A 25,854-nucleotide genomic window follows, 5' to 3' on the forward strand; every position below is an offset into this window, starting at 1 on the left:
CAATAGAACGATGAGAAAAACAATCAATATTTTAGTTTCCCTGATTATGGTTGCCGGTTTGGTTAGCTGTAACAGCGGTGGAAACAAAAAAGGAAACAATGGCAAAGGTGGTTTAGCCACTAATGCTGCTGAAAAAGTGTACGTAGCTCCAGGGGAGCACGATGAATTTTACGCCTTCATATCAGGTGGATTTAGCGGACAGCTTTCTGTGTATGGTCTTCCATCCGGACGTTTGTTCAAGGTAATTCCGGTATTCTCTCAAGATGCTGAAAAAGCTTGGGGCTATAATGAGGAAACCAAGCCAATGTTGGAAACTTCATTCGGTTTTGTGCCTTGGGATGATAGTCACCACCCAGATATTTCCCAAACAAATGGAGAATTGGACGGACGTTGGGTTTTCATAAACGGTAACAATACGCCACGTATCGCGCGTATTGATTTAACCACTTTTGAAACTGCTGAAATTATTGAAGTGCCAAACAGTGCTGGTAACCACAGTTCTTCATTCATCACTGAAAATACGGAATATGTTGTTGCGGGAACCCGTTTCTCTGTGCCAATTCCACAGCGTGATATGCCAATTAAGGATTATAAAGGAAACTTTAAGGGTGCTCTTTCATTTATTAGCGTTGACCCTGAAACAGGGCGTATGGCAATAAAATTCCAATTGATGATGCCTGGGTTTGATTACGATCTTTCTCACCCTGGTCGCGACAAATCGCACGGTTGGTTCTTCTTTACTACTTATAACACTGAGGAAGCAAACACTTTGCTAGAGGTAAACGCTTCTCAAAATGACAAGGATTTCATCGCAGCCGTAAACTGGAAAAAAATTGAAGAATATGTGAACAATGGCGGTGGAACAAAAGTTCCTGCAAAATATGCACATAATGTTTACGATGATGAGACACATAGTGCCACATCTACTATGATGAATGAAGTGCTTACCGTAAATCCATTGGATGTTCCAGGTGCTGTGTATTTCCTTCCAACTCCAAAATCTCCTCACGGTTGTGATGTAGATCCAACAGGAGAATATATTGTAGGTAACGGAAAACTTTCTGCAGATTTAACAGTTCACTCATTTACCAAAATGCTTGATGCCATCGAAAACAAGAAGTTTGACGGCGAAGCTTACGGTATTCCAATCTTGAAATTCGAAGATGTACTTGCTGGAACAGTAAAACAACCAGGCTTAGGCCCATTGCATACCGAGTTTGATGGAAAAGGAAATGCTTACACCACCTTCTTTATCTCTTCTGAAGTTGTAAAATGGAAAGTGGGAACTTGGGAAGTTGTGGATCGTCAACCAGCCTATTATTCTGTAGGTCACGGTATGATTCCTGGCGGAAACTCCCGCAAACCTTTCGGAAAGTATTTTGTTTCTATGAACAAGATAACCAAAGACCGCTATTTGCCAACGGGACCAGAAGTAACCCAGTCTGCACAGCTGTATGACATTAGTGGTGATAAAATGGAGCTATTGTTGGATTTCCCAACCATTGGAGAGCCACACTATGCTGCCGGTATTCCTGCAGATATTGTAGCCAAAAATTCAAAACAATTATTCAAATTGTCAGAAAATAAACACCCTTACGCCACAATTTCAGATGGCGATGCAAGGGTAGAGCGCAAAGGAAACGAAGTTCATATTTATATGACAATGATCCGTAGCCACTTTAATCCAGACAACATTGAAGGGATAAAAGTAGGTGATAAAGTGTTCTTCCACGTTACAAACCACGAACAGGATTATGATGTACCGCACGGTATTAGTATGATTGGAGCAAATACTTCTGAATTGCTTATTATGCCAGGACAGACCGAAACCTTTGTTTGGGAGCCAAAACAAGTTGGTGTATGGCCATTCTATTGTACAGATTTCTGTTCTGCATTGCACCAAGAAATGCAAGGTTATGTTCGCGTAAGCCCAGCAGGTTCTGGAACAGAACTTAAATGGTCTTTGGGAGAAGATTAATAAGATGTTTTTAGTTGTGAAAATACTGGATTAGTGATTGATGGTATTTTCAAGAAAGAGACGGGGGTTGTTGATTTCCCCCGTCTTTTAAAAAAACTTTCAAAAATCAACAAACACAATATCCGCGCTTATACTTAAACCGAAAAACCAACCACACGGAAGTTTAAGATTTTAAAATTCAAACAAAATGAAAAAGGCAGGAATAATAATGATAATTGGCTCCTTGCTACTATTGGGTCTTTTTAAATTCCCATTGTGGAATATTATGCTTGGTGCACCCCAATACCCAGACCCGCTGGGAATGGATATTTACATAGAAGGAATTAAGGGGGTACAGGAATTTGATATTCAAAATATTGATGGATTGAACCATTATATTGGTATGAAAACCATTCCCGAACCCGCAGATATGTGGGAATTTCAAGTATTTCCGATGGTAATAGGCGTTATGGCTGCCATTGGTGTAATTATCGGGCTGCTTGGTTTCTTTGGAAAAGTGAGCTATAAATGGTTTCTAGGTTGGTTTCTTGTAATGTCAATATTGGGAATTATGGGAATGTACGATTTCAATTCCTGGCTTGCCGAATACGGGAGCGATTTGGATCCAAAAGCCATTATGAAATTGTTAAACCCAGATGGCACGCCGATGACTTACAAACCACCGCTAATCGGGTACCAAAAAATGCTTAATTTTGATGTGGATTCTTGGCCTGCAATTGGCGCTTATATGATGTTTGTGGGTATGATGCTTACCATTGTTGCATTCTTCGTTGGGAAGAAAGAATATAAAAAAATAGAGAAAAAGACATCCTTTAAAACTGTAACTGCTTAATGAAACATCTTATCTTTTTGGGCATTATCACTACTTTGTTAGTTTCGTGCAACGTGAGCCCACAGCATATAGAATATGGCACAGATGCTTGCCATTACTGCAATATGACTATTGTGGACCGTCAGCATGCGTCGCAGGTTGTAACCACAAAAGGGAAAGCTTTTAAATATGATGCTATTGAGTGTATGGTCCATTCGTTACAGGACGATTTGAAAGACACTGAAATTGCATTGCATTTGGTTGCAGATTTTGACCAACCAGGAAAATTGATGGATGCTACAATGGCTTCCTATCTTGTAAGTGATAAAATTTCTAGCCCTATGGGCGCAAATCTCTCCGCTTTCGAGAATGAAAAGGCCGGCGAAAAGGCAAAGGAAAAGTTTACTGGAGAATTATATTCTTGGGAAAAAATCCAAAAACACTTAAAAAAGTAACTTTTTTAGGAACTAAAAAACCCAAAAAAATCCAAATTGCTTATGTTTTAATTCAAAGCTGATTTCTATGGCTTTGCATTATATAATTTTGATTCAATTTTGAAAAAAGCACTTCACATAATTACATTTGTTTTTTTACTTTTTGCAACAGCAGCTGGTTTGGCCAAAACCATAACTGTGTGCAATTCTTGTTCTGTAAAAACAATTCAGGAAGGAATAAATCAAGCTTCAGAAGGAGATACGGTTTTTGTGAAGAAAGGGGTTTATAAGGAATTCAATATAATTTTAGACAAAAGCATTACGCTGTTGGGTGAAAATTTACCAACCATTGATGGCGAAGATAAAGGCGAAATCATCAAAATTGTATCAGACAATGTTACTATTGATGGTTTCAAAATAATTAATGTAGGCACCAGCTATACCTCAGATTACGCTGCAGTTCGCGTGATAAAACGAAACGGATTTTTGATCCAAAACCTAGAGCTCGAAAAACTTTTCTTCGGAATTTATCTCGAAAAATCCAACGATGGCAAAGTATTGAACAACAAAATTAGCGGTGATGCAGTAAACGAATACAATTCTGGCAATGGCATTCAACTTTGGTACTGCAAGAATGTTGAGGTCCGCGGAAACAAGGTGCAAAATGTGCGCGATGGTATTTATCTGGAATTTTCAGACAATATTAAAATAAGCCACAATATCAGCAGAAACAATCTACGTTATGGGCTACATTTTATGTTCAGCAACCACAATGTTTATGATTACAACACTTTTGAGAACAATGGGGCAGGAGTGGCCGTGATGTTTTCAAAATTTGTGGAAATGAACAACAACATTTTTAAGGAAAATTGGGGCACGGCGGCATTCGGACTTCTGTTAAAGGAAATAAACGATGCAAAAATAACCAACAACGTTTTTAAGGAAAACACGGTTGGAATAAACATTGAAGGCAGCAACCGCATCGATTATAAAAACAATGATTTTATAAGTAACGGTTGGGCCATAAAGGTGCGCGGGGCCTGCTACACCAATAATTTTGAGAGCAACAATTTTCTTTATAATTCCTTTGATATTTCATACAATAGTAACTTGAACGACAATAAATTTGACCGTAATTTTTGGAGCAATTACACAGGGTACGATTTGGACAAAAACGGTATCGGTGACGTGCCGTACCGTCCCGTAAAACTATTTTCCTATATCGTAAACCGCACACCCGAAACCATCATTTTGCTTCGAAGCCTTTTTATAGATATAATTGATTTTTCAGAAAAAGTTTCCCCAGTTTTCACCCCCGATAATCTGGTGGATGAAAATCCAAAAATGAAGACCATAAACCATGATAGAAGTTAAGGATTTACATAAAAAATTCGGTAAAAACGAAGTGCTCAAGGGCATTGATCTTACCATTGATCGCGGCGGAATTTTCTCGGTTTTGGGGCCAAACGGTTCAGGAAAAACCACGCTCATTAAATGTATTTTGGGAATGGTACTGCCAGATTCCGGAAAGATTTCAATTGATGGGAAACCGTTGAAAAACAACTTTAAATACCGAAATGAAATAGACTATTTACCACAAATAGCCAACTTTCCAGGCAATTTGAAAGTGAGTGAACTTATTAATATGATTAAGGATCTGCGAGATGCAAAAGCAACAAAAGATGCAGAATTGATTGAACTTTTTAAACTGCAACCTTTTCTCAATAAAAAACTGGCGAACCTTTCCGGCGGCACAAAACAAAAAGTGAATTTGGTGCTGACCTTTATGTTTGACAGCCCATTGGTTATTTTGGACGAACCTACAAATGGCTTAGATCCCATTTCACATTTACGTTTGAAAAACCTTATCAATTCTGAAAAGGAAAAAGGAAAAACCATTTTGATCACTTCGCATATTTTGAGTTTTGTGGAAGAAGTTTCAGACGAAATTGTGTTTCTTTTGGAAGGGAAAATCTATTTCAAGGGAAGTATTTCAGAACTGAAAGCAAAGACTGAACAGCCCGATTTTGAACACGCTATAGCCTCCATTTTATCTTCAAGTTATGCTTAAAATATTAAAATACAGTTTCTACGATTTAATGCGAAGCCGCTGGAGCTACGTTTATTTTCTGTTCTATTTACTGCTGGGCGTGGTGCTGTTGTTTTTAAACAACGACCTCTCAAAAGCGGTGATAACCCTGATGAACGTAATCATTATTTTGGTACCGCTCATCGGGACCATTTTTGGAGTAATGTATTATTACAACTCGCGCGAGTTTACCGAATTGCTCTTGGCACAGCCCGTTAAACGGAGCTCCATCTTTTTGGGCCAATATTTTGGAGTGGCTACCTCGCTTTCAATGAGTTTGGTCATTGGCCTTGGAATGCCCTTTGTTTTCTACGGCATTTTTAATAGCAGTGCCATTTGGGATTTTTCGCTGTTGCTTGTAACCGGCGCATTTTTGACCTTTATTTTTACAGCACTTGCATTTGTAATTGCGCTTCGCAATGAAAATAGAATTAAAGGGTTTGGGTATGCCATTCTCCTTTGGCTGTTTATGGCGGTTATTTATGACGGTATCTTTTTAATGTCGCTGTTATATTTTGAGGATTATCCGCTGGATAAATTTTCGCTCGTTGCAACCATGCTAAACCCTGTAGATCTATCACGTGTGCTGATACTTTTAAAGCTTGATATTTCAGCGCTTTTGGGTTATACGGGTGCTGTTTTTCAAAAGTTTTTCGGAACCAATTATGGATTGATACTTTCATCAGCTTTGTTGGTCTTTTGGGTTTTAGTTCCTACGTTCTTTATTTGGCGGATTGCTAAGAAAAAAGATTTCTAACGTTTGGGCTATGGTTTGGTGCGGAAAATGTCCGAAGGACTTTTCCGCTGTAGCCGAAAGATAGCAAAGCTGCGGGAATTTTCGGCAGAAAATGCCACCGCAATGAACTATAGCCGTCTTGTTGGCAAATTGTTTTTATTACCAGAATATTCCAAAAATCCTTTTTTCTTTAATCGCTTTTCTTTGTTTTAGCCATCCTAAAAGTGTAAATAATGGAGTAAAGAAAGGGAAGTAAAAATTTAAGTACATATTTGATATAAAATAGAATACTATGTCAAATATTAAACCCCATATAATAAAAGCTTTAAAACTTGCCTTTGTAATAAAACTCTTATTAAATATTAAATAACTGCCCGCAGGAGATATGTAGTTTTTGTATTGAGAAGCGGAAATGATTTTATCGATGGGATAGTTCATAGATTTTATTTCTCTAAAGTATTCTTGTAATTGAGAAATGAGTTTTTCACATTCAGGCTTATTCCAAATTTTTATCAATCCATTAGTAATATTTTGAACGGAATTGAAATGAACCTGTTTTTTAATTTGGTCAGTTTCCGATTCGAAGCGACGTACAAATTCCGCTAATCCCTTTTCGAGTATTGCCTTATTTTTCAATCAATCTTTTTTAAATGTTTGCCAACGGTCAAGTATAAGCGCAGTAGCGGAATTTACTCACTATCTTTTCGGTTTATAACTGACCATAAATTTATAAAATTACTTTTGGTTAAGCACTAACTCCGCTATTGCGTTTATACATTGTTAGCAACTGGGCTTTATCGGTTATTTAATAGATAACCAAACTTTTCATCTATTACTTTTTCACTTACTCTTTGTTCTAAAACATTTCCTTTTATGTCCGTTGAAAAATAATTTCCATCTTTTTTTAAGTAAATCGTATCTAAAGGTTTTTGGCTTAAAAATGGCCATTCCCATAAAATCTCATCATATTTAATTGGATGAACAATTTTGTTTTTCCAATCAATCGTACCGTAGAGTCCATTATTTTCCACTTTGATAAGTTCTGAATTGTCAACCCAAATTTCATCATATTGAGGTGGAATAACAGTTTTTCCTTCTCTACTTATTAAACCTTTCTTGCCTTTTTTAGCAATAAAATGTTCTTTTGGTCCATATTCGACCCAATTAGATATTTCGTCATATTCTATTGGAATAATCACATTTTCATTAAGGTCTATTATACCGAAAAGTCCATTTTGTTGGACTATAAATCTTTTGTCTTTGTCATAAAATACAGGTGTAATACTTTGATAAGAGAATGAAAGTATTTGTTTTCCTTCATCGTCAACCATTCCATATTTGCCAGAATTATTTACAATGAAGTAATCAAAGAATTTTTGAGTAACAATGTCATCGTACTCGAAAGGATATATAATTTTATTAGAATAATCTATTAGTCCGAATTTTTCGCCACGTTTTGCATACGTTACTGACTTTCCGTCAAAAGGTTCTATTTTTTGATAATCAAATGGTATTTCTTTGATGCCATTATCTGAAACTGTGCCAACCATTCCTAAATTATCTGTCAAAACAAAATACCTTTGATATGTTTCTTCCCCTTTGTAGCTATCCCAAACATATTCTTTGATGTTGAAATCCGTTATCGGTTTTGCCTTTTTATCTAAAAGCTGAAGATTTTTACCTTGTTTAACTACAAAAAGGTCGGATTCGTTTGAATATTCCGTTGGGTGTTCGATTAAGTCATATTTTAAGGGCAAAACTTCATTTCCTAAAGTGTCTATAATCCCAAACTTTCCGATTTTTGCTACAATGCCCAAGTAATTACGAAAAGGTTCAGATTTAGAATATTTTCCAAATGGAACTACTTCTTGAAATTGATTGTTTATGTACCCAAATTGATTGTTCCTTTGAACTCGACAAAGACCTTTTTTGAAATAGGTATAATTACGGTCATCATAATATGACTCTGTTATTTGGTCAAATATGAAATCAGTGAGTTGTTCGCCACTACAATTAAAGAAAGCCCATTTTCCATTTTGCATTGCGCAAACCAATGAATCTATTCTATTATCCCTTACTTTTTCATATTTAATTGCAATAACTACGTTTCCATCCTTATCGATAAAACCATATTTTCCATTTAATTCAGCTTCTGCTAATTGACATTTATAAAAATAACTTGGACTATCGTATTTAAAGGGTATTATAACTTTCCCCTTTCTATCAAGAAACCCATAATTTCCGTTCAATTTTGCAGATACAAGTCCGTATGTAAACACACTTAACTCATCATATATGAAAGGTATCAATGTATCTTGCTTTATATTAATGTATCCACGTTTTCCGTTTGATTCTGCCAAAATCATTCCTTCATCATCGATAGGATTTAGAAATTTATATTTTCCAAGTGGAATAATTGTGTCATTATTTTGGTTAATAAAACCCCAAGAATTTTGGTCGTTTATTCTTTTATAAGTCTCTTGATTATTTTGCTCGTTTATTTTTTCGGTAGATTGTGGTTTGCAGGAAACAGCAAAAAGTAGAAGAAATAAAATGTTTAATGCTTGTTTCATTTTTTGTTTTTGCCTTGTTGCTAACTAGTAAATATCAACATGCAGTTTATTTCACATGTCTTTGCTAATATACAAAATTACCCTTTCCAAACCCTTCCATATACGTTCAGAACCCCATCAGACACGTCCAATAACCCTGGAGGATACGTTCCGAACTCCAACGTTAGGGTTCTAGACCCCAAAATATACGTCTACCAACCCCAACGTTAGGGTCCTGAACCCTAAAATATACGTCCCATAACCCTACGTATACGTTTACCAACCCTAACGTTAGGGTTCTAAACCCCAATGAATACGTTAACCAACCCTAATGCATGTGTCTTGAACCCTAACGGATAGTTTCCAAACCCCGTTGGAGCAATTTAGAACCCATGTCTAAACCTTAAAAGGATAAATGATTTTCTATTTAAAGACAAATATGTATTTTTTATGACTTTGGTCATAATCTTTGATTTCTGGATTTCTCAACTTTACCACATTTTCAATCCAAATTCACTTTTAAATGCAAACTACCAGTCCGCATACTTTTCATATTCCCGTGATGGGAATTGCTTACACTATCGATACTCCCATTAAGGTTGCTTGTTACGGCATCAATTCAGCAATTTCAGTTATTGAGGACAATATTTTGGAAGTAATGCGGAAATATTACTATCAGCAAAACAATGAGCCTTACGTAGCCATAACAACAAAAGAGGAAGATTATAGAGCACGACGCATTACGGATTACCTAAACCTGATGCAGCGAATTGTTACTTCAAAAATGGAAAAACTAAAAGCCTCTACTTTTGAAGCAGGATCAGATTTGGTAAAATATTTCGAAATGCTTCCCGATACAAGCCTGCTAAAGGAAAAATACCACGAATGGCTTTTTACCCCAAATCCCGAAAAGAAAGGATTGTTGGAAAAGTTGCTGCTAAAATTGGTGGTGCCGGGAGCGGTGGAAGTAAATATTATGACCAAGGTGGACAAGGAAAATCTGGACAAAAACAAGGATATAATTGAAAATGGTTCGGATGCGTTGACCGCCCTAAAAGGTTACGCCAAAAGCAATCTCACCAATTCGTCCCTTATTTTTTCTGCCGGAATGAATCCGCGGCTTTATAACTATATGGAAAGCTTTTCAGACTTTGATGCTTATGGCTGGGGCTGTTTTCATAAGAAAGTAGTTATTAAGGTAAGCGATTATCGTTCGGCCTTGATTCAAGGAAAATATTTGGCGAAAAAAGGAATTTGGGTCAGTGAGTTCCGTATAGAGTCTGGACTTAATTGTGGTGGTCATGTTTTTGCTACACAAGGACTGCTAATGGGGCCAATACTTCAGAAATTCAAGGATAAAAAACAGGAATTGCAGGACAGTCTTTTTGAACTATATAAACCTGTAATTATCGCTAAAGGAAAACCTAGCTTTTCACAGCCACATCCTATAAAAATTACAGTACAAGGTGGTATCGGGACCAATGAAGAGGATAGTTTGCTTAGAGAATTTTATGAAGTTGACGGAACGGGTTGGGGCACCCCATTTTTATTATGCCCAGAAGCCACCACCGTTGATGAAAACACGCTTGAACTGCTATGCCAATCCAAAGAAAACGATGTGGTTCGCAGTAAGGCTTCACCGCTGGGAGTTCAGTTTAACTATTTAAGAGGTACTACGGCTGAAAAGGAACGCTTGGACCGAATTGCAAAAGATAAACCCGGAAGTCCCTGTACCGAAAAATTATTGGTTTCAAACACAGAGTTTACAAAAGAACCAATTTGTACGGCATCAAGTAAATATCAAAAGTTGAAACTGAAACAATTAGAAACTTTAAATCTTTCCAAAGAGGAATTGGAACAACAACGCGAAGATGTTTTGGGCAAGGAATGTCTTTGTATAGGTCTTAGCAATGCTGCGGCAATCAGTTATGATGTGCCATTTCTTAAAAAACTAAATGCCGTTACCATTTGCCCAGGGCCAAACATTGTGAATTTTTCAAAAATTACAAGCTTGCGCGAAATGACAGATCACATTTACGGACGTAAAAACATTTTACAAAAAGCCGATAGACCAATTATGTTTATTGCGGAATTACGTCTTTATATAGATTTTCTGAAAAAAGAAATAAATCAAATAAAACACCCAACTTCTCGTGACCTTAAGAACTGGGAGGGTTTTAGCAATAATCTTTTAGAGGGAATTGAACATTACCGTCAGTCAATGTCAAATTATTTTTTATCGAATTTTATTCAGTTTGAAAAGGATTTAGCCGAAGCGCAGATTGAAATTGAACATTTACAGAAATCTCAATTGCAGCCTTTGTTTATAGGGTAATGAACAGTTTTGTTATAACCTGACAAATGTTTACGATTCCATTTTGTTGCATTTTTCTGTTATTGTAAGCGCACCCGAGCATCCACGGCAACAATATTTTTCCGGGTGCCAATCAACGGATTGATGTCCATCTCCGTGATTTCCGGGGCGGCCTCCACCAAGGCCGAAAGCCGTTGGATGATTTCCACAAACTGGTTTTCGTCAACGCCCTCTTGGCCCCGCGCACCCTGAATGAGTTTATACCCGCGGAGGGATTGGACCATTTGCTGCGCTTCGTTTTTTGAAATGGGGCTTAAACCCGCCGAAACATCGTTCAGCACTTCGATGAAAATCCCGCCCAAACCGCATAGAATGGTGTGGTTGAAACCCGGCTCCTTCATTACGCCCACAAACAGTTCCAGTCCCGCCAGTTGGGGCTGTACCATCACCGCCGTTGCGGAATCTATTTGCATCAGCCTATCAAAAGTTTTCGAAACTTCTTCTTTTGAAGTGATATTCAGCACCACGCCCTTTGCGTCGCTTTTGTGGAGCGGGCCCACAACTTTCATCACTACTGGAAATTCCAGGGAATCCATCGCGGCGAGCAGTTTTTCCTTTGAGTTTTCCACCAGTTCCGTAACCCGTGGAATTCCTGCCGCATCCAATAGCTTCTGCGTTTGGGCGGCATCCAAATAACCTTCAGAAGCCGTATCGACAACGCTTCGTATTTTTTCGATGTCAATTTTCGGGAGTGAAATTGCTTCGGAAACAGGTTCCGGCGTATTGAAAACCTGGGAGAGGGCTTTCCCCAAAACCACTTCATCGGGGAAGTTGATGTGCCCTTTCTTCAAAAATGATTGAATTTCACGTTGCGCATTCACCACGGAAGGCAGCACAGGAAAAATGGGCTTGTTACAGATTTCGAGTTTGACGCTCAACACATTATAAACATTTTCCACATCAAAAAGTCCCGGACTGCCAAAAACCACGGCCATCGCGTCTATGTTCTCAAACTTGTGTTCACAATAATCGATAATGATGCCCAATTGTTCCGCAGTGCCCGTGGCCAAAAAATCGATGGGGTTGGCTACGGAAGAGCCGGGGTAGAGGAATGTTTTCAGCTTTTCGGCATCGGGCCCGGATATTTCGGGAACTTTCAAACCGCCTTTTGAAAGCTCATCGGCCAGCATCACCGCTGACCCTCCAGCGTGGGTAATAATGGCGATGTTTTTGCCCTCAAGTTTTTTATAATTGAAGATAGAAGCTACGCTTAGCAATTCCTCTCGGCTGCTGCAATACACAATCCCCGCTTTGTTGAACAGCGCGCGCACCGTCATATCGCTACTGGCAATGGCGCCCGTGTGCGAAGTGGCGGCACGGCTGCCTTCGGCGGTGCTTCCTGCTTTAATGGCCGCTATTTTTGCACCTTTTTTTATGAGGGATGAAGCGTGTTTCAACAGCTTTTGCGGATTGGAAATGGTTTCGAGATACAGCAGTTTTATCAACGGGTCTTTTTCGGCATCGAAGTTTTCGTCCATATATTCCAAAATATGCTCAACGCCCGTCTGGGCTGCATTTCCAACGGAAAATACGTTCACGAAGGAAACGCCCAGCGCCATTCCGGCTTCCATAATAAAGACTGCCGTGGCGCCCGACCCCGAGATGAGGTCGCAACCCTTTGGGTTGAACTGCGGCACGGGAGCGGTAAAAACGCCTTTGTAATTTTCGGTGATTACGCCGATGCAGTTTGGGCCAATCAGGCAACCATCAACCGAATTGACCGTCAAAACTATCTGCTGTTCCCATTGTTTTCCCTGTTCGCCCGCTTCGCCAAAACCTGCGGAAATGATTATAAAAGCCTTCGTATTCTTTTCTTTGGCCAAAATTTTTACCGTTTCGGGACAATATTTTGCCGGAATGGCAAGAATGGCAAGGTCGGTTTGGGGAATTTCCTTTACTTCAGAAAAACTCTTTATACCCTGAATCCTTTCTTCCTTTGGATTCACCGCGTAAAGATTTCCCGCAAACCCACCGGCAAGAATATTCTTAAGCATATTGCCACCTGGCTTTTTGGTGTCATTGGAAGCACCGATTATGGCGATGCTTTTCGGATTTAGTAGTTGGTTGTTGACCATATTTTTGAGAAATGAAGTTGAAATGCAAAGTGAATTTGAGGGATTTTTGGGAAGTACGAAATTAAAAGATGTTTAAGTCCTAAAAACTGATAAATATCATATTTCGCACAGCAGTGAAAAGGTATTTTTATGCCCAAATAATTCAAATTGAAATGGTCTCCAATCCAAGGCCTTATATTTTTATTATGGCGATTTTGCTCGCCCTTTTCGGCTTTTATAACTATGTAATCTATAATACCGACGGCTACGTGCCGGTCGAAAAATTATCCCCAGTGGCAGTGAAAGGCCAGCAACTGTTCCAAAGCAACCGTTGTTGGTCCTGTCACCAATTGTACGGTTTGGGCGGGTATTTGGGGCCAGATTTGACCAACGTGTATTCTACAGAAGGCAAAGGCCCAAACTATATAAAAGCGTTTTTGAACAGCGGGGTGAAGAGTATGCCGCAATTCCATTTTACCGAAGAAGAAAAAGATGCCCTCGTGGAATACCTGAAACAGGTGGATGAAACGGGCATTTATCCAAATTATGACGCCGAGATTGAGGCCACGGGCTGGGTTAAAATAAAGTATCGAAATGAAGAATAAAGTGCCGCTCTATTTCTTGTTGTTTGCGCTCACCGCCCTGTTTTTGGGGATGCTTTTTGGGTTAACCGCGTCGTTTCAATACCTCTTGCCTGATTTTTTGAAGGAAACGGTTCCCTTCTCAAAACTTCGGCCCTATCACGTTACTTCGGAAACTTCGTGGATTGTGCTCGCCGCCACAGGCAGCATCTATTTCTTTATCGCTTCGGTTGAAAAATTTGAGCTTTTTTCTCGCAAATTGCAATCGCTACATTTCATACTTTTCCTGTTGACTGGTGTTGCCATTTATTTCTCTTTTGCTTTCGATTATACCGAGGGGCGCGAATATTTCGCATTTAAACCCATTTTGATGATCCCGATTTTACTGGGCTGGGTACTTTTCGGCATTAATTATTTCAAGACGCTCTATACCAATATGAAAGGCTGGCCCGTCTATTTTTGGATGTGGGGCACGGGCATCGCCTTTATGTGCTACCATTTGATGGAGGCGCATTTTTGGCTGTTCGATTTTTTTAGGTTGCATTTTATAAAGGATTTCGCCGTACAATGGAAATCCACCGGCTCGTTTACGGGCTCGTGGAATATGCTGGTTTATGGAATTTCAATTTATTTGATGTCCAAAATCAAAAAGAATACCGAGGTGGCTACCAATAAAATGGCGTTTTTCTTCTACTTTTTGGGGCTCACCAATTTGATGTTCGGCTGGGCGCACCATACCTATTTACTGCCCACACAGCCGTGGATCCGCTACGTTGCCTATGCGATAAGTATGACCGAGTGGATTGTTTTGGCATCGATCATTTACAATTGGAAACGCTCCGTTTTAAAGGTGGAAAAAGAAAACCACCCCATGGCATATCGGTTTTTGCTGGCCACAGATTTCTGGATTTTTATAAACATTATTTTGGCGCTGTTGTTCTCCATTCCCGCCATAAATTTCTTTACCCACGGCACGCATATTACGGTGGCGCATTCTATGGGGACCACGATCGGCATTAACACGACGATACTTTTTTCGGCCCTCTTCTTTATTGCCCATTACGTTCGGCCAACCCTTCAGACCGATACCAAATGGGTGAAACGGGGTTTTGCGGCTTTCAATATTTCGCTGTTTATCTTTTTCGTTTCGTTGATAATTGCCGGGGCCAAGCGCAGCTACTGGATGTACGTTTCAAAGGAAGGATCGTTTGCGGAAATGCAGGATTCAATCGTGCCGTACTATATTTCGTTTTTCATCTTTGGAATAGGGATTTTTGTTTCGCTGTTGATCGTTGCAACGCCTATTTTCAAAGTATTACTTCAAAAAATTAAAACTTGATTTCCGATGGATTTACATCAAAAAATAACTGAACTGAAAAAGCAGAAAAACGCCGTCATCCTCGCGCACTACTACCAAGTGCCCGAAATTCAGGAAGTGGCAGATTATGTGGGTGACAGTTTGGGCCTTTCGCAAAAAGCTGCGGAAACGGATGCCGAAATGATTGTCTTTGCGGGCGTGCATTTTATGGCCGAGACCGCTAAGATTTTGAACCCCGACAAAAAAGTTTTATTGCCCGATTTGATGGCGGGTTGCTCGCTGGCAGATTCGTGTCCGCCCGATGCCTTCCGCACTTTGGTGGAGGCGCATCCGGACCATGTGGTAATAACCTATGTGAATTGTTCTGCGGAAGTAAAGGCCTTGAGCGATATAATCTGTACCTCTTCCAATGCCGAAAAAATTGTGAATTCCGTGCCGAAGGACGTTCCAATTATCTTTGCGCCCGATAAAAATTTGGGGAAATATATTCAAAAGAAAACCGGACGGAAAATGCTGCTCTGGGATGGCGCCTGTATAGTGCACGAAGCGTTTTCGATGGATAAATTGCTGAAACTTTACAAAGAGCACCCCGGTTCAAAAATTATTGCACACCCCGAAAGTGAGAGCCATATTTTGGAGACGGCGACCTATATCGGTTCCACGGCGGGCATGATTGATTATGTGAAAAAACATCCGGCGGAAAAATTTATAGTCGCCACCGAAGCCGGAATCCTTCATAAAATGCAACAGGAAGTGCCGCAGGCCGTGTTGATTCCCGCGCCTGCGGAAGAGGACAACACCTGTGCATGCAGCGAATGTGCGTTTATGAAGATGAATACTTTGCAGAAACTCTACGACTGTCTGTTGCACGAAACCCCGCAGATAGAAGTTTCGGAGGAAATACGGAAAAAAGCCATTCTGCCCATTGAGCGGATGCTGGAACTATCGAAATAATGCTGGAAACCAATTTTTTGATTATCGGTTCGGGCGCTGCGGGTTTAACACTCGCAGTGAAACTTGCGGCGGAATTTCCGAAGAAAAAAGTAACGGTTGTAACCAAAGCGCACCAATCGGAATCGAACACCAAATATGCACAGGGCGGCGTGGCGGCGGTTTTTGATTTGAAGGAAGATTCCTTTCAAAAACACATTGAGGATACGCTGATTGCGGGCGACGGACTTTGCGACGAAACCGTAGTGGGAATGGTCATAAAAGAAGGCCCAAAAAGATTGCGGGAACTGATGGCGTGGGGCGCTAAATTTGACACCGATGCCGACGGTGAACTCACGCTGGGCAGGGAAGGAGGCCATTCCGAATTTAGGGTAATCCATCACAAAGACACCACGGGAAATGAGATTGAGCGTACACTTTTGGAACGCGCCAATCAACTGCCGAATATCACCCTATTGCCGCATCATTTTGCGATAGATTTGATTACGGAACACCATTTTTCAGAAAACAAAACTGAAAACCTTTCGTGTTACGGCGCCTATGTTTTGGACCAGATTTCTGGGAATATTTTTACGATAAAGACTGACTGTACCACGCTGGCTTCCGGGGGAATGGGACGGGTTTACGGGCACACCACCAATCCGGCCGTTGCAACGGGCGATGGCATTGCGATGGCCTATCGCGCAAAGGCACGCATCCAAAATATGGAGTTTATACAGTTTCACCCCACCGCACTTTACGACGGAAACAACGGCGCTTCCTTTTTGATTTCGGAGGCGGTGCGTGGCTTTGGAGCATTTCTTCGAAATAAAAACGGCGAACGGTTTATGTTGAAATATGACGAACGCGGCGAATTGGCTTCCCGCGATATCGTTTCGCGCGCCATAGATTCTGAGATGAAAAAATCGGGCGACGATTGTGTTTTTCTGGATTGTACGCATTTGGATATTGACGATTTCAAAAAACACTTTCCAACTATTTACGAAACCTGTTTGAAACGAAACATCAATGTGGCAAATGATTGGATTCCTGTAGTGCCCGCATCGCATTATTTGTGCGGCGGAGTGGTTGTGGATATGGATGGAAAGACTTCGGTGAAAAATCTTTTTGCCTGTGGCGAATGTTCGTACACGGGTTTACACGGCGCCAATCGGCTGGCATCCAATTCGTTGCTCGAAGCGTTGGTTTATGCGGACCGCATTTTTCAGTATCTCTGTAAACATAAGCCTTCCCGCACGACCAAAGCCATTCCGGAATGGAATGATGAAGGCACGGTTTTGTTGAAAGGTTCTGAAATTCTTCAGCAAAAAACGGAGCAATTGCAACGGTTAATGCGACGATATGCAGGTGTGGTTCGAAACAATAACGATTTAGAAAAAGCTTCAGCACAGTTGGAGGTTTTATATTTTGAAATGGAAGCCCTCTACCAAAAACACAAATTGAATACGGCCCTCTCAGAACTTCGCAATATGGTAAATGTGGCGCATTTGATTATCCAGCAATCCCTGAAACGAAAGGAAAACCGTGGCGGATATTTTAATGAGGATTATTAAAAAGTAAAAAAATAAGATGAAAAATTTAATAGAAAACTCCGTAAAAAAAGCAATGGATTATTCCGAATACAACTTGCTTTTCAAACAATTGGTTGTGGAAGGCCGTACTACAGGCGAAGAAACCCAAGAAAAGATTGACTATACCAAATTGAATTTTAGCCGTACCAAGCGATTGGACAAAACCGCTGAAATTCCGGAAGAAAGCATTGAAGTTTTCAAAAATATATCTGAAAAACAGACTTGGCTGGTAATCAGCGAACCGTGGTGCGGGGATGCGGCGCAAACGCTTCCGTTTCTAAACAAGATTGCTCAACTTTCAGTAAACATCGAGTTGAAGATTGTGCTTCGCGATGAAAATCCGGAATTAATGGATGAATTTTTGACCAATGGTTCGCGCTCCATCCCCGTGGTTATCATGCTCGATGCGGATTTCAACGTAATTAATACTTTTGGTCCGCGCTCGAAGGCTGCGACAAAATTGGTTGCCGATTACAAGGAACATCACGGCAAAATTGACGATGCTTTTAAGGAAATGCTACAGGTGTGGTACAATAATGATAAGGGAATTTCAATAGTGAATGACCTTACCGAGTGCATCAAGGTTTCGGTCTGATTTTACAAGAACAATTGGGTGTTCTCCGTGCCTCCCTCTGTGAACTTTGTGGTTAAAAGTATCGACGTAAAAAAACCACAAAGAACGCTAAGAATTGCACAGAGGGCACAGAGTGATATTGCGTTTTAAATCGTTAAAATCTGACTAAAATCATTTTAGAAGCAGATAAGATTCCCAACCTTTGCATAAAAATAAAATTATGCAAATCGTTTCCGCCCAAGAGGCCGTATCCATAGTAAAATCAAATAATCGCGTATTTTTTCAGGGCGCGGCAATGACGCCCAATTTGTTGATAGACACTCTGTGTGAACGCTACCGCGAGCTGAAAAATGTTGAGATAATTCAAATCCACACCCACGGGGAGGCCAAATATACCCAGGCACCTTACACGGAGGCTTTTAAGCTTTCCAGTTGTTTTGTGGGCGATAATGTTCGCAAAGGGGTCAATACAATTCACGGCGATTACATTCCAGTTTTTTTAAGTGAAATCCATTGGCTTTTCAGAAGAAACATCCTACCGTTGGATGTAGCTTTCATTCAAGTTTCCCCGCCGGATAAGCACGGGTATTGTTCGCTTGGCGTTTCGGTTGATGTTACCCTGCCCGCCATCCAGACTGCAAAACATGTAGTTGCCCTCATCAATCCAAACGTTCCGAGAACCCACGGCGATGGCATTATTCATATAAATAATGTAGATTTTGGGGTCGAAATAGATATGCCAATTTATGCTTCAATTTTAGGAGAAACTTCTGAAATCGAGGCTACCATAGGAAGAAATGTTGCTGAATTGGTGGAAGATGGCGCCACCCTGCAAATGGGCATCGGCAATATTCCCAATGCGGTGCTCCACAACCTGGGCAACCATAAACGATTGGGAATCCATACTGAAATGTTCAGCGACGGCATCCTTCCTTTGGTTGAAAAAGGAATAATTACCGGAGAGGATAAGGAAATAAAAACCGGAAAAATAGTTACCTGTTTCGCAATGGGAACCAAAAAATTATACGATTTTATTGACGACAACCCGATTGTCCATTTTAAGGAAGCTGGTTATACCAATGATACTGCCATTATTCGCCGAAACCCAAAAGTTACTGCCATCAACAGTGCCATTGAGATTGATTTGACTGGCCAGGTTTGTGCGGATAGCATCGGGATGTACCAATATTCCGGCGTGGGCGGACAGATGGATTTTATACGTGGCGCCTCGCTTTCGGAAGGAGGAAAGCCAATAATTGCGATGCCTTCGATTACCAATAAAGGAATTTCCAAAATTACCCCCTTTTTAAAGGAAGGCGCCAGCGTTACAACCACTAGGGCGCACGTTCATTACGTGGTTACGGAGTACGGAGTGGTGAATCTCTACGGAAAAGGGTTGGAACAACGCGCAAAAGCACTTATTTCCATAGCACACCCAGATCATCGGGAGGCATTGGAGAAGGCAGCAAAAAAAAGGTTTCACTAAATTTTAAAATATTCTTTTGGTTTTAAAAAACCTAAGGTTCTCCATACATGGACTTTAAGGTGTTTTTATACTTTATAATTGCTGGATTTTTTTAAATTTGGGGAAAACAAACATTATGTTCTCAAAAGCTTGTGAATACGGAATAAGATCGGTCCTCTTTATTGCGGAGCAATCTCAATTGGATAAGCGCCCCAATATTGTCGAAATTGCCAAAGCTGTTGATTCTCCAGAACCATTTACTGCTAAAATCTGTCAACAACTTGCACGAGCAGGAATAATCCTTTCAAAAAAAGGGCCTAATGGCGGTTTTTATTTAGAAAAAAAATCTAAACTCACGCTCGCAGAAATAGTAACTTGTATTGATGGAGGCTCTATTTTTAATGGCTGTAGTCTAGGATTGCCTCAATGTTCTGCTGCACATCCTTGTCCCGTTCACGATCAGTTTAATGAGGTTAGGGAGGGATTGAAAAAGATGTGTGAAAATACTACCGTAATTCAACTTTCTGAAAAACTTCGGAATGGGGAAACTTTTTTGAAACTATAATCTTTATAAAATCAATGTGATAAACAAGAATAATTTATTTCTGATAACTTTATCAGAAATAGGATATTTATGTATCTTTGCTTCTTGTAAAATTGGTTATGTTTTCAAAAGCTTGTCAATATGGAATAAAAGCAACGGTGTATATAGCCTCGCAATCCTCTTTGGGCAATCGCGTTAGTTTGAAAGACATTGCCTTTAACATCAATTCTCCAGAAGCATTTACTGCAAAGATCTTGCATCAATTAGCCAAGAGTGATATACTCGATTCGTTAAAAGGCCCTACGGGTGGTTTTGTAATACCTAAGGGTAGGGCAGAGACCATTAAGTTGAGCGATATTGTTTCAGCAATAGACGGGGATTCTATCTATATGGGCTGTGCGCTCGGATTTGAATCTTGTGATGCGCTACAACCTTGCCCAATGCATAATAAGTTTGCAGGAATCAGGGACGACTTGAAAAAAATGCTTCAAAACACTAGTCTTTATGAATTGGCCCACGGGTTGGACGACGGAATGTCCTTTTTAAAAAGATAATCTATGGAAAAGAAAAAACCTATAAAACGTCATAAAGCTTTGCAACCGTTGAGCAGGCAACATCATTTTGGGTTGTTGTTCAGTTGGAAACTGCGGAAAGGTTTCAGCAAAAATATTGAAATGGAACGTATGCAGAAATATGCAAAGTGGTTTTATGAACACGAAATAAAACCTCATTTCAAGGATGAGGAAAAATATCTTTTCCCCATACTGGAGGATGATAACGAACTTGTTGAACGTGCCTTGAAAGAACACAGGCGCTTAAAACGGCTTTTTAATGACACAAAAAACCCGGAAAAGTCGCTGAATAATCTGGAAGAAGAACTTGATGCCCATATCAGATTTGAGGAACGAATTCTCTTCAATGAAATACAGAAAGTTGCTACTGAGGCACAACTTGAAAAAATAGAGGAAATCCATAACGGCATAGAAAAATCTCCAGATTATCACGATCCCTTTTGGGAATAGAATTTTTTAATAAATCAATTTATTTTTTGTTAATGAGTTATCCACATAAATTAATTTCTGACAAAAATGTCATTTTATGATTTAAGTCATATTTTGCCCCTTTTTTTCTACTGAAATTTGCAGCATCATTATTCATTAAAAGTTTAAAATTATGACAACACTTCAAGAACGTACCGTAGCCGATGTGGTTACAGAAAACATAAAAGCCGCCCATATTTTCAAAAAGCACGGAATAGACTTTTGCTGTGGTGGAGGCATCAGCATTAAAAAAGCTTGTGAGAAAGCAAAGATAGATCCTTCAGCTTTAGAAGCAGAACTCCTAAACCTGGATACTGTACAAGACCGTGCGCATGATTACAACAGTTGGAAGCTTGATTTCTTGGCAGATCACATTATAAATGTTCACCATCATTATGTAGAAGAGAGCAGCCCTCTTTTACTGCAATATTCCAAACGTGTGAACCATGTTCATGGCCACCACTATACTGAACTTGCCGAAATTGAAGCTTTGGTAACACAAGTTGTTCAAGCTATGGCGGCACACCAAAAAAAGGAAGAACTGATACTATTCCCTTTCATTAAAAAACTTGTAACTGCTGAGCGTGAAAACAGCGAAGTACCTGCAATCCATTTTGGCACTGTGGAAAACCCAATAAAAATGATGGAAGAGGAGCATGAGGAAGCTGGTGAGATTTTGCGTAAGATTTCAAAATTAAGCAACAACTATACACCACCGCAAGGCGCTTGCAACACTTATCGCGCATTTTACGCAAAGCTTGATGAGTTTGAGCAGGATTTGCATCAGCACATACACTTGGAAAACAACATTCTTTTTCCAAAAGCTTTGAACTTGGAAAAGAAACTTAAAAAAGCTTAATTCTATAAAAGAGTATCCCCAGCCCCAAATCTGGATTTTTATTTGATTGGTTTTTAGGACAGTTCGGAAGATTGGCAACTTTGAATGTTTGCTGCCAAATTCCGGACTGTTTTTTTAATTTTACGTCTTGATAGATTTAAAGAAACATATCGGCATAGCCTTAGCCTATTTTTTGGTTGTTGCATTAATGGGAGTTTTATTAAGGCTCTATGTTGTTACATCACTTCCTTTTAATTATAAATTCTTACTTCACGCACATTCCCACACCGCTTTATTGGGTTGGGTTTATTTGGGATTGACTACCTTGATTTACAAAATATTTCTTTCTGAGGCAGAGAAACGGAAGCTTTACAAACGCATTTTTATATTTACGAATGTTTGTATTTTAGGAATGATGGTAACCTTTCCAATTCAGGGATACGCGCTGTTTTCAATTATTTTCTCCACACTTTTCTTATTCGCTTCCTACTGGTTTTCGTGGTTTGCAATGAAGAATATTCCTCAGAAATTTAAAAATCGCTTTTCGTGGAAACTTATAAAAACCGCACTTTTATACCTCGTCCTTTCCAGCATTGGTCCGTGGGCAATTGGCGGAGTGATGGCAACCTTGGGACCGGAATCCATTTGGTACAAGACCTCTATTTATTTCTACCTTCATTTTCAGTACAACGGTTGGTTTATTTTGGCACTTTTGGGAGTGCTGTTTTATTTTTTTGAGGAAAATGGAATTGTTTTCAATCCCCAAAAACTGAAATCCTTTTTTCTTCTTTTGAATTTTGGAGTGCTCTTTACCGTCTTTCTTTCGGTACTTTGGTTTACGCCCCCCATCATTTTTTACATTTTGGGCTTTATTGGCGCAGTGGCACAAGCCTTGGCTTTTTTCGACCTTTATTTTTTGCTGAAGGAACACTTCCCGATTTTAAAAAAGTCTGTTCAGCCACGAGCTTTTTTTCTTCTGAAAATTGCAGGAGGCTTAATGGTTGTAAAAACTTTGATGCAAATCTTTTCAGCATTTCCGTATGTCGCAAATCTAGCCTTTCATCTTAAGGATTTCGTTATCGGTTATCTGCACTTGGTTTTCCTCGGAATTGTAATCACAACCTTATTGGCTTTTTTAAAATATTTTGAAATGCTTCGTCTTCCAAAAAGCTTCGTTGCGATTTTCCTTTTGGCCTTTGTGACTACAGAATCGCTTATATTTTACAAAGCGATTGCGTTTTGGCTTGGCCTTCCTTTTTTTCAGCATTATTATTTGTGTCTCGCCATATTAAGCTGTCTTTTTCCGTTGGCTGTAGGGATTTTATTTTTCAAACACATTAAAAGTTTATATCTTTCTGCATAAAGTGGGGGATTTTGAAGTGATATACATTTCAAAAAACAGCAAAAGCTGACAAATATCATTTGGTAAAACTAAATCCGTTGCAACCTTTGCAGCAGGTATAATGAGCAAATTTTAGATTGATGGTAAACTGTTTCCACTGCGGCGATACGTGTTTGGACGTTGAAATTAAGCACGACGAAAAGTCGTTCTGCTGCCACGGCTGCAAGACCGTTTACGATATTCTGCACGATAACGATTTAAGCTATTATTACGATCTTGAAAAAAACCCCGGCATTTCCCCAAAGGAAATTGCTGGCAAATATGACTTTCTCGACAATGAAACCATTGTTGAAAAACTGCTCGAATTCAACGATGGCAACACGCAAATCGTTTCGTTTTTGATTCCTTCCATCCATTGCAGTAGTTGTATTTGGATTCTTGAAAACCTCAATAAACTCAATCCTTCCGTAAAATCCTCACAGGTTAATTTTCCTGAAAAAACGGTTCGGATAACCTTTTCTGCCGAAGAGAATTCGCTGAAGAATTTAGTGATTCTTTTAAGTAGAATCGGCTACGAACCCTACATTTCATTGGACGATTCCGATAAAAAGGAAAAAAACATAAACCGAAGCCTGATCTATAAATTGGGCATCGCCGGCTTTGCCTTTGGGAACATCATGTTTCTTTCCTTCCCCGAATATTTTGAACATTCCGAATTTTGGCTGGACCAATTCAAACCTTTTTTCCGTTGGTTGATGTTTGCGTTTTCGCTGCCCGTGGTTTTCTATTCGGGAAGCGGCTATTTTGTTTCGGCATACAAAGGTCTGCGTTCCAAAATTTTGAATATAGACGTGCCAATCGCTTTGGGAATTGCGGTTCTTTTTATACGAAGTACGATTGACATTGTTTTCGATTTGGGCACGGGATTTTTTGACAGTCTCTCAGGCTTGGTTTTCTTTTTATTGCTTGGGAAATTTTTTCAACAAAAAACATACAGTTATCTTTCTTTTGAACGCGATTACAAATCCTATTTTCCCATTGCCGTTACGCGACTTTTTAAAAATTCGGAGGGGAAAACTGTAGAGGAACAAGCTGAAGTTTACACCGTAAAAAAAGGCGATAGATTACTTATTCGAAATAATGAAATAATTCCGGTAGATGCCATTTTGATTAAAGGAAATGCGCTGATAGATTACAGTTTTGTTACGGGCGAAGCTGAGCCAATTTCCAAACAAAGCGGCGACAAACTCTTCGCCGGGGGCAAACAACAGGCCGGAATTTTAGAGGTTGAGGTTTTAAAACCCGTGGCACAAAGTTACTTGACCCAACTTTGGAGCAACGACGTTTTCAGCAAGGATAAAACGGGCGTTTTTGAAAATATAACCGATAATATCAGCAAGCGTTTTACCGTCGTATTGCTTTCCATTGCCTTTATTTCCACCATTTTTTGGTTGATGGTTGATCCTTCAAAAGCTTTTAATGTGTTCACTTCGGTTTTGATTGTTGCCTGTCCGTGCGCCATTGCGCTGGCGGCACCCTTCACATTGGGCAACGTGCTTCGAATCTTCGGAAGGGAAAAATTGTATTTAAAGGAAGCTTCCGTAATTGAGCAAATGGCGAAGTTGGATACCGTAGTTTTTGACAAAACCGGAACGTTGACAACAAACCAAAAAAACCTGATTACTTATGAAGGCGTCGCGCTTTCTGCTGAAGAAAAACAACTGCTCACCAGCACACTTCGCGCTTCCAGCCACCCTTTGAGCCGTTCGCTTTATAATATTCTCGACAAAAATGACATCCAAACCTTGGACGATTTTGAGGAAGAAGTAGGGAAGGGGATTACCGCAACTTTCAATCACAATTCAATAAAAGTGGGTTCGTATGAATTTGTTGGGTTTTCAGATGAAAACAATTCAGAATTTAAAAATAGGACTACCGTACACATCAGCGCCAATAGGGTTTATAAAGGTTGCTACATTTTTAACAGCGAATACAGAAATGGCGTTGCGAAAATTTTTGAACAGTTGGGAACCGATAAGGAAGTAATCGTGCTTTCCGGCGACAACGAAGGCGAGCGCGAACGTTTGGAAGCGCTGCTGCCAAAAGGCACAAAACTACATTTCAACCAAAAACCGGATGATAAGCTCAATTTTATAAAAAACCTTCAGCAAAACGGAAAACAAGTTTTGATGATAGGCGATGGACTGAACGATGCCGGAGCTTTGAAGCAAAGCAATGTAGGGTTTGTTGTTTCAGAAAACACAAACGTTTTTTCACCCGCTTGTGATGGAATTTTGGACGCTTCCCAATTCAAGAAAATTGGGGATTATTTGAATTTTTCAAAAAAAGGTGTGCAGATTATAAAATGGGCATTCCTGCTTTCCCTGTTTTACAACTTGGTTGGTTTATCGTTTGCGGTAACGGGACATTTAAAACCAGTGGTTGCGGCTATTTTGATGCCTTTGAGCTCCATTAGTATTGTTGTTTTTACAACAATCGCCACACAATATATTGGGAAGAAATTAAGAATGGATATAAATAAGCAAAGTTGACGGATGTCATATTTTAAGGCCTCTTGCAATAATATTTTTGAACTATAAAT

The 25,854-nt window shown here is 39.7% G+C and carries 22 protein-coding genes; 19 read left to right on the forward strand and 3 right to left on the reverse strand.

The window, feature by feature from the left end:
• Nucleotides 1–10: 10 nt before the first annotated feature.
• The 6 genes from nosZ to Q2U82_RS11085 all read left to right on the forward strand — a co-directional run bounded on the left by nosZ (nt 11) and on the right by Q2U82_RS11085 (nt 6,069).
• Nucleotides 11–1,978 carry a Sec-dependent nitrous-oxide reductase gene (gene nosZ, locus Q2U82_RS11060; RefSeq protein ID WP_410004930.1) on the forward strand — a complete coding sequence of 656 codons (1,968 nt, stop codon included), beginning with the start codon at nt 11–13 and terminating at the stop codon, nt 1,976–1,978.
• 187 nt (nt 1,979–2,165) lie between these two features.
• Nucleotides 2,166–2,810: a hypothetical protein gene (locus tag Q2U82_RS11065; RefSeq protein WP_410004931.1), complete on the forward strand. Its 645-nt coding sequence runs from the start codon at nt 2,166–2,168 to the stop codon at nt 2,808–2,810.
• Nucleotides 2,810–3,244: a nitrous oxide reductase accessory protein NosL gene (locus tag Q2U82_RS11070; RefSeq protein ID WP_410004932.1), complete on the forward strand. Its 435-nt coding sequence runs from the start codon at nt 2,810–2,812 to the stop codon at nt 3,242–3,244. Before Q2U82_RS11065 ends, Q2U82_RS11070 begins: the two co-directional genes overlap by 1 nt.
• Nucleotides 3,245–3,343: 99 nt before the next feature.
• Entirely contained in the window at nt 3,344–4,597 is a 1,254-nt protein-coding gene (locus tag Q2U82_RS11075; RefSeq protein WP_410004933.1) for a nitrous oxide reductase family maturation protein NosD, read from the forward strand.
• Nucleotides 4,584–5,294, forward strand: coding sequence for an ABC transporter ATP-binding protein (locus Q2U82_RS11080; protein WP_410004934.1), 711 nt, complete (start codon nt 4,584–4,586; stop codon nt 5,292–5,294). The genes Q2U82_RS11075 and Q2U82_RS11080 overlap by 14 nt, the downstream gene beginning before the upstream one ends.
• On the forward strand, nt 5,287–6,069 hold the full coding sequence (locus Q2U82_RS11085) for an ABC transporter permease (protein WP_410004935.1): 783 nt from the start codon (nt 5,287–5,289) through the stop codon (nt 6,067–6,069). The genes Q2U82_RS11080 and Q2U82_RS11085 overlap by 8 nt, the downstream gene beginning before the upstream one ends.
• A gap of 138 nt (nt 6,070–6,207) precedes the next feature.
• On the opposite strand, the gene Q2U82_RS11090 is transcribed toward Q2U82_RS11085, so the two are convergent.
• Together Q2U82_RS11090 and Q2U82_RS11095 are read right to left on the reverse strand one after the other, a co-directional pair.
• Entirely contained in the window at nt 6,208–6,684 is a 477-nt protein-coding gene (locus tag Q2U82_RS11090) for a hypothetical protein (RefSeq protein WP_410004936.1), read from the reverse strand.
• 158 nt (nt 6,685–6,842) lie between these two features.
• On the reverse strand, nt 6,843–8,621 hold the full coding sequence (locus Q2U82_RS11095; protein WP_410004937.1) for a WG repeat-containing protein: 1,779 nt from the start codon (nt 8,619–8,621) through the stop codon (nt 6,843–6,845).
• 502 nt (nt 8,622–9,123) lie between these two features.
• Between Q2U82_RS11095 and Q2U82_RS11100 the strand changes: the two genes are divergently transcribed.
• Nucleotides 9,124–10,935, forward strand: coding sequence for a hypothetical protein (locus Q2U82_RS11100; protein WP_410004938.1), 1,812 nt, complete (start codon nt 9,124–9,126; stop codon nt 10,933–10,935).
• A 59-nt stretch (nt 10,936–10,994) separates the two neighbouring features.
• On the opposite strand, the gene Q2U82_RS11105 is transcribed toward Q2U82_RS11100, so the two are convergent.
• The gene (locus tag Q2U82_RS11105) at nt 10,995–13,049 is read right to left on the reverse strand and encodes an acetate--CoA ligase family protein (protein WP_410004939.1); all 2,055 of its coding nucleotides are present in this window, start codon (nt 13,047–13,049) and stop codon (nt 10,995–10,997) included.
• 113 nt (nt 13,050–13,162) lie between these two features.
• Between Q2U82_RS11105 and Q2U82_RS11110 the strand changes: the two genes are divergently transcribed.
• The 12 genes from Q2U82_RS11110 to Q2U82_RS11165 all read left to right on the forward strand — a co-directional run bounded on the left by Q2U82_RS11110 (nt 13,163) and on the right by Q2U82_RS11165 (nt 25,804).
• Nucleotides 13,163–13,633, forward strand: coding sequence for a c-type cytochrome (locus Q2U82_RS11110; RefSeq protein ID WP_410004940.1), 471 nt, complete (start codon nt 13,163–13,165; stop codon nt 13,631–13,633).
• The gene (locus tag Q2U82_RS11115; protein WP_410004941.1) at nt 13,623–14,948 is read left to right on the forward strand and encodes a cbb3-type cytochrome c oxidase subunit I; all 1,326 of its coding nucleotides are present in this window, start codon (nt 13,623–13,625) and stop codon (nt 14,946–14,948) included. Before Q2U82_RS11110 ends, Q2U82_RS11115 begins: the two co-directional genes overlap by 11 nt.
• Before the next feature lie 6 nt (nt 14,949–14,954).
• Nucleotides 14,955–15,881, forward strand: a complete 927-nt coding sequence (gene nadA / locus Q2U82_RS11120; protein ID WP_410004942.1) for a quinolinate synthase NadA — start codon at nt 14,955–14,957, stop codon at nt 15,879–15,881.
• Nucleotides 15,881–17,431 carry an L-aspartate oxidase gene (gene nadB, locus Q2U82_RS11125; protein WP_410004943.1) on the forward strand — a complete coding sequence of 517 codons (1,551 nt, stop codon included), beginning with the start codon at nt 15,881–15,883 and terminating at the stop codon, nt 17,429–17,431. The genes nadA and nadB overlap by 1 nt, the downstream gene beginning before the upstream one ends.
• A 16-nt stretch (nt 17,432–17,447) precedes the next feature.
• Nucleotides 17,448–18,044 carry a thioredoxin family protein gene (locus tag Q2U82_RS11130; RefSeq protein WP_410004944.1) on the forward strand — a complete coding sequence of 199 codons (597 nt, stop codon included), beginning with the start codon at nt 17,448–17,450 and terminating at the stop codon, nt 18,042–18,044.
• Between the two features lie 199 nt (nt 18,045–18,243).
• Entirely contained in the window at nt 18,244–19,509 is a 1,266-nt protein-coding gene (locus Q2U82_RS11135; RefSeq protein WP_410004945.1) for an acetyl-CoA hydrolase/transferase family protein, read from the forward strand.
• Nucleotides 19,510–19,624: 115 nt separating this feature from the next.
• Entirely contained in the window at nt 19,625–20,053 is a 429-nt protein-coding gene (locus tag Q2U82_RS11140; RefSeq protein ID WP_410004946.1) for an RrF2 family transcriptional regulator, read from the forward strand.
• A 98-nt stretch (nt 20,054–20,151) separates the two neighbouring features.
• Nucleotides 20,152–20,586 (forward strand): RrF2 family transcriptional regulator, encoded by a 435-nt coding sequence (locus Q2U82_RS11145; RefSeq protein WP_410004947.1) that lies wholly within the window; start codon nt 20,152–20,154, stop codon nt 20,584–20,586.
• A gap of 3 nt (nt 20,587–20,589) precedes the next feature.
• Complete coding sequence (locus Q2U82_RS11150; RefSeq protein WP_410004948.1) at nt 20,590–21,054, forward strand: hemerythrin domain-containing protein; 465 nt, start codon at nt 20,590–20,592, stop codon at nt 21,052–21,054.
• A 151-nt stretch (nt 21,055–21,205) separates the two neighbouring features.
• Nucleotides 21,206–21,931 carry an iron-sulfur cluster repair di-iron protein gene (ric, locus tag Q2U82_RS11155; protein ID WP_410004949.1) on the forward strand — a complete coding sequence of 242 codons (726 nt, stop codon included), beginning with the start codon at nt 21,206–21,208 and terminating at the stop codon, nt 21,929–21,931.
• Nucleotides 21,932–22,058: 127 nt separating this feature from the next.
• The gene (locus tag Q2U82_RS11160) at nt 22,059–23,273 is read left to right on the forward strand and encodes a hypothetical protein (protein ID WP_410004950.1); all 1,215 of its coding nucleotides are present in this window, start codon (nt 22,059–22,061) and stop codon (nt 23,271–23,273) included.
• 119 nt (nt 23,274–23,392) lie between these two features.
• Complete coding sequence (locus Q2U82_RS11165; protein WP_410004951.1) at nt 23,393–25,804, forward strand: heavy metal translocating P-type ATPase; 2,412 nt, start codon at nt 23,393–23,395, stop codon at nt 25,802–25,804.
• Nucleotides 25,805–25,854 lie beyond the last annotated feature (50 nt).

Origin of the sequence: Aequorivita nionensis (assembly GCF_046352995.1) — a bacterium.
Classification (GTDB): domain Bacteria; phylum Bacteroidota; class Bacteroidia; order Flavobacteriales; family Flavobacteriaceae; genus Aequorivita; species Aequorivita nionensis.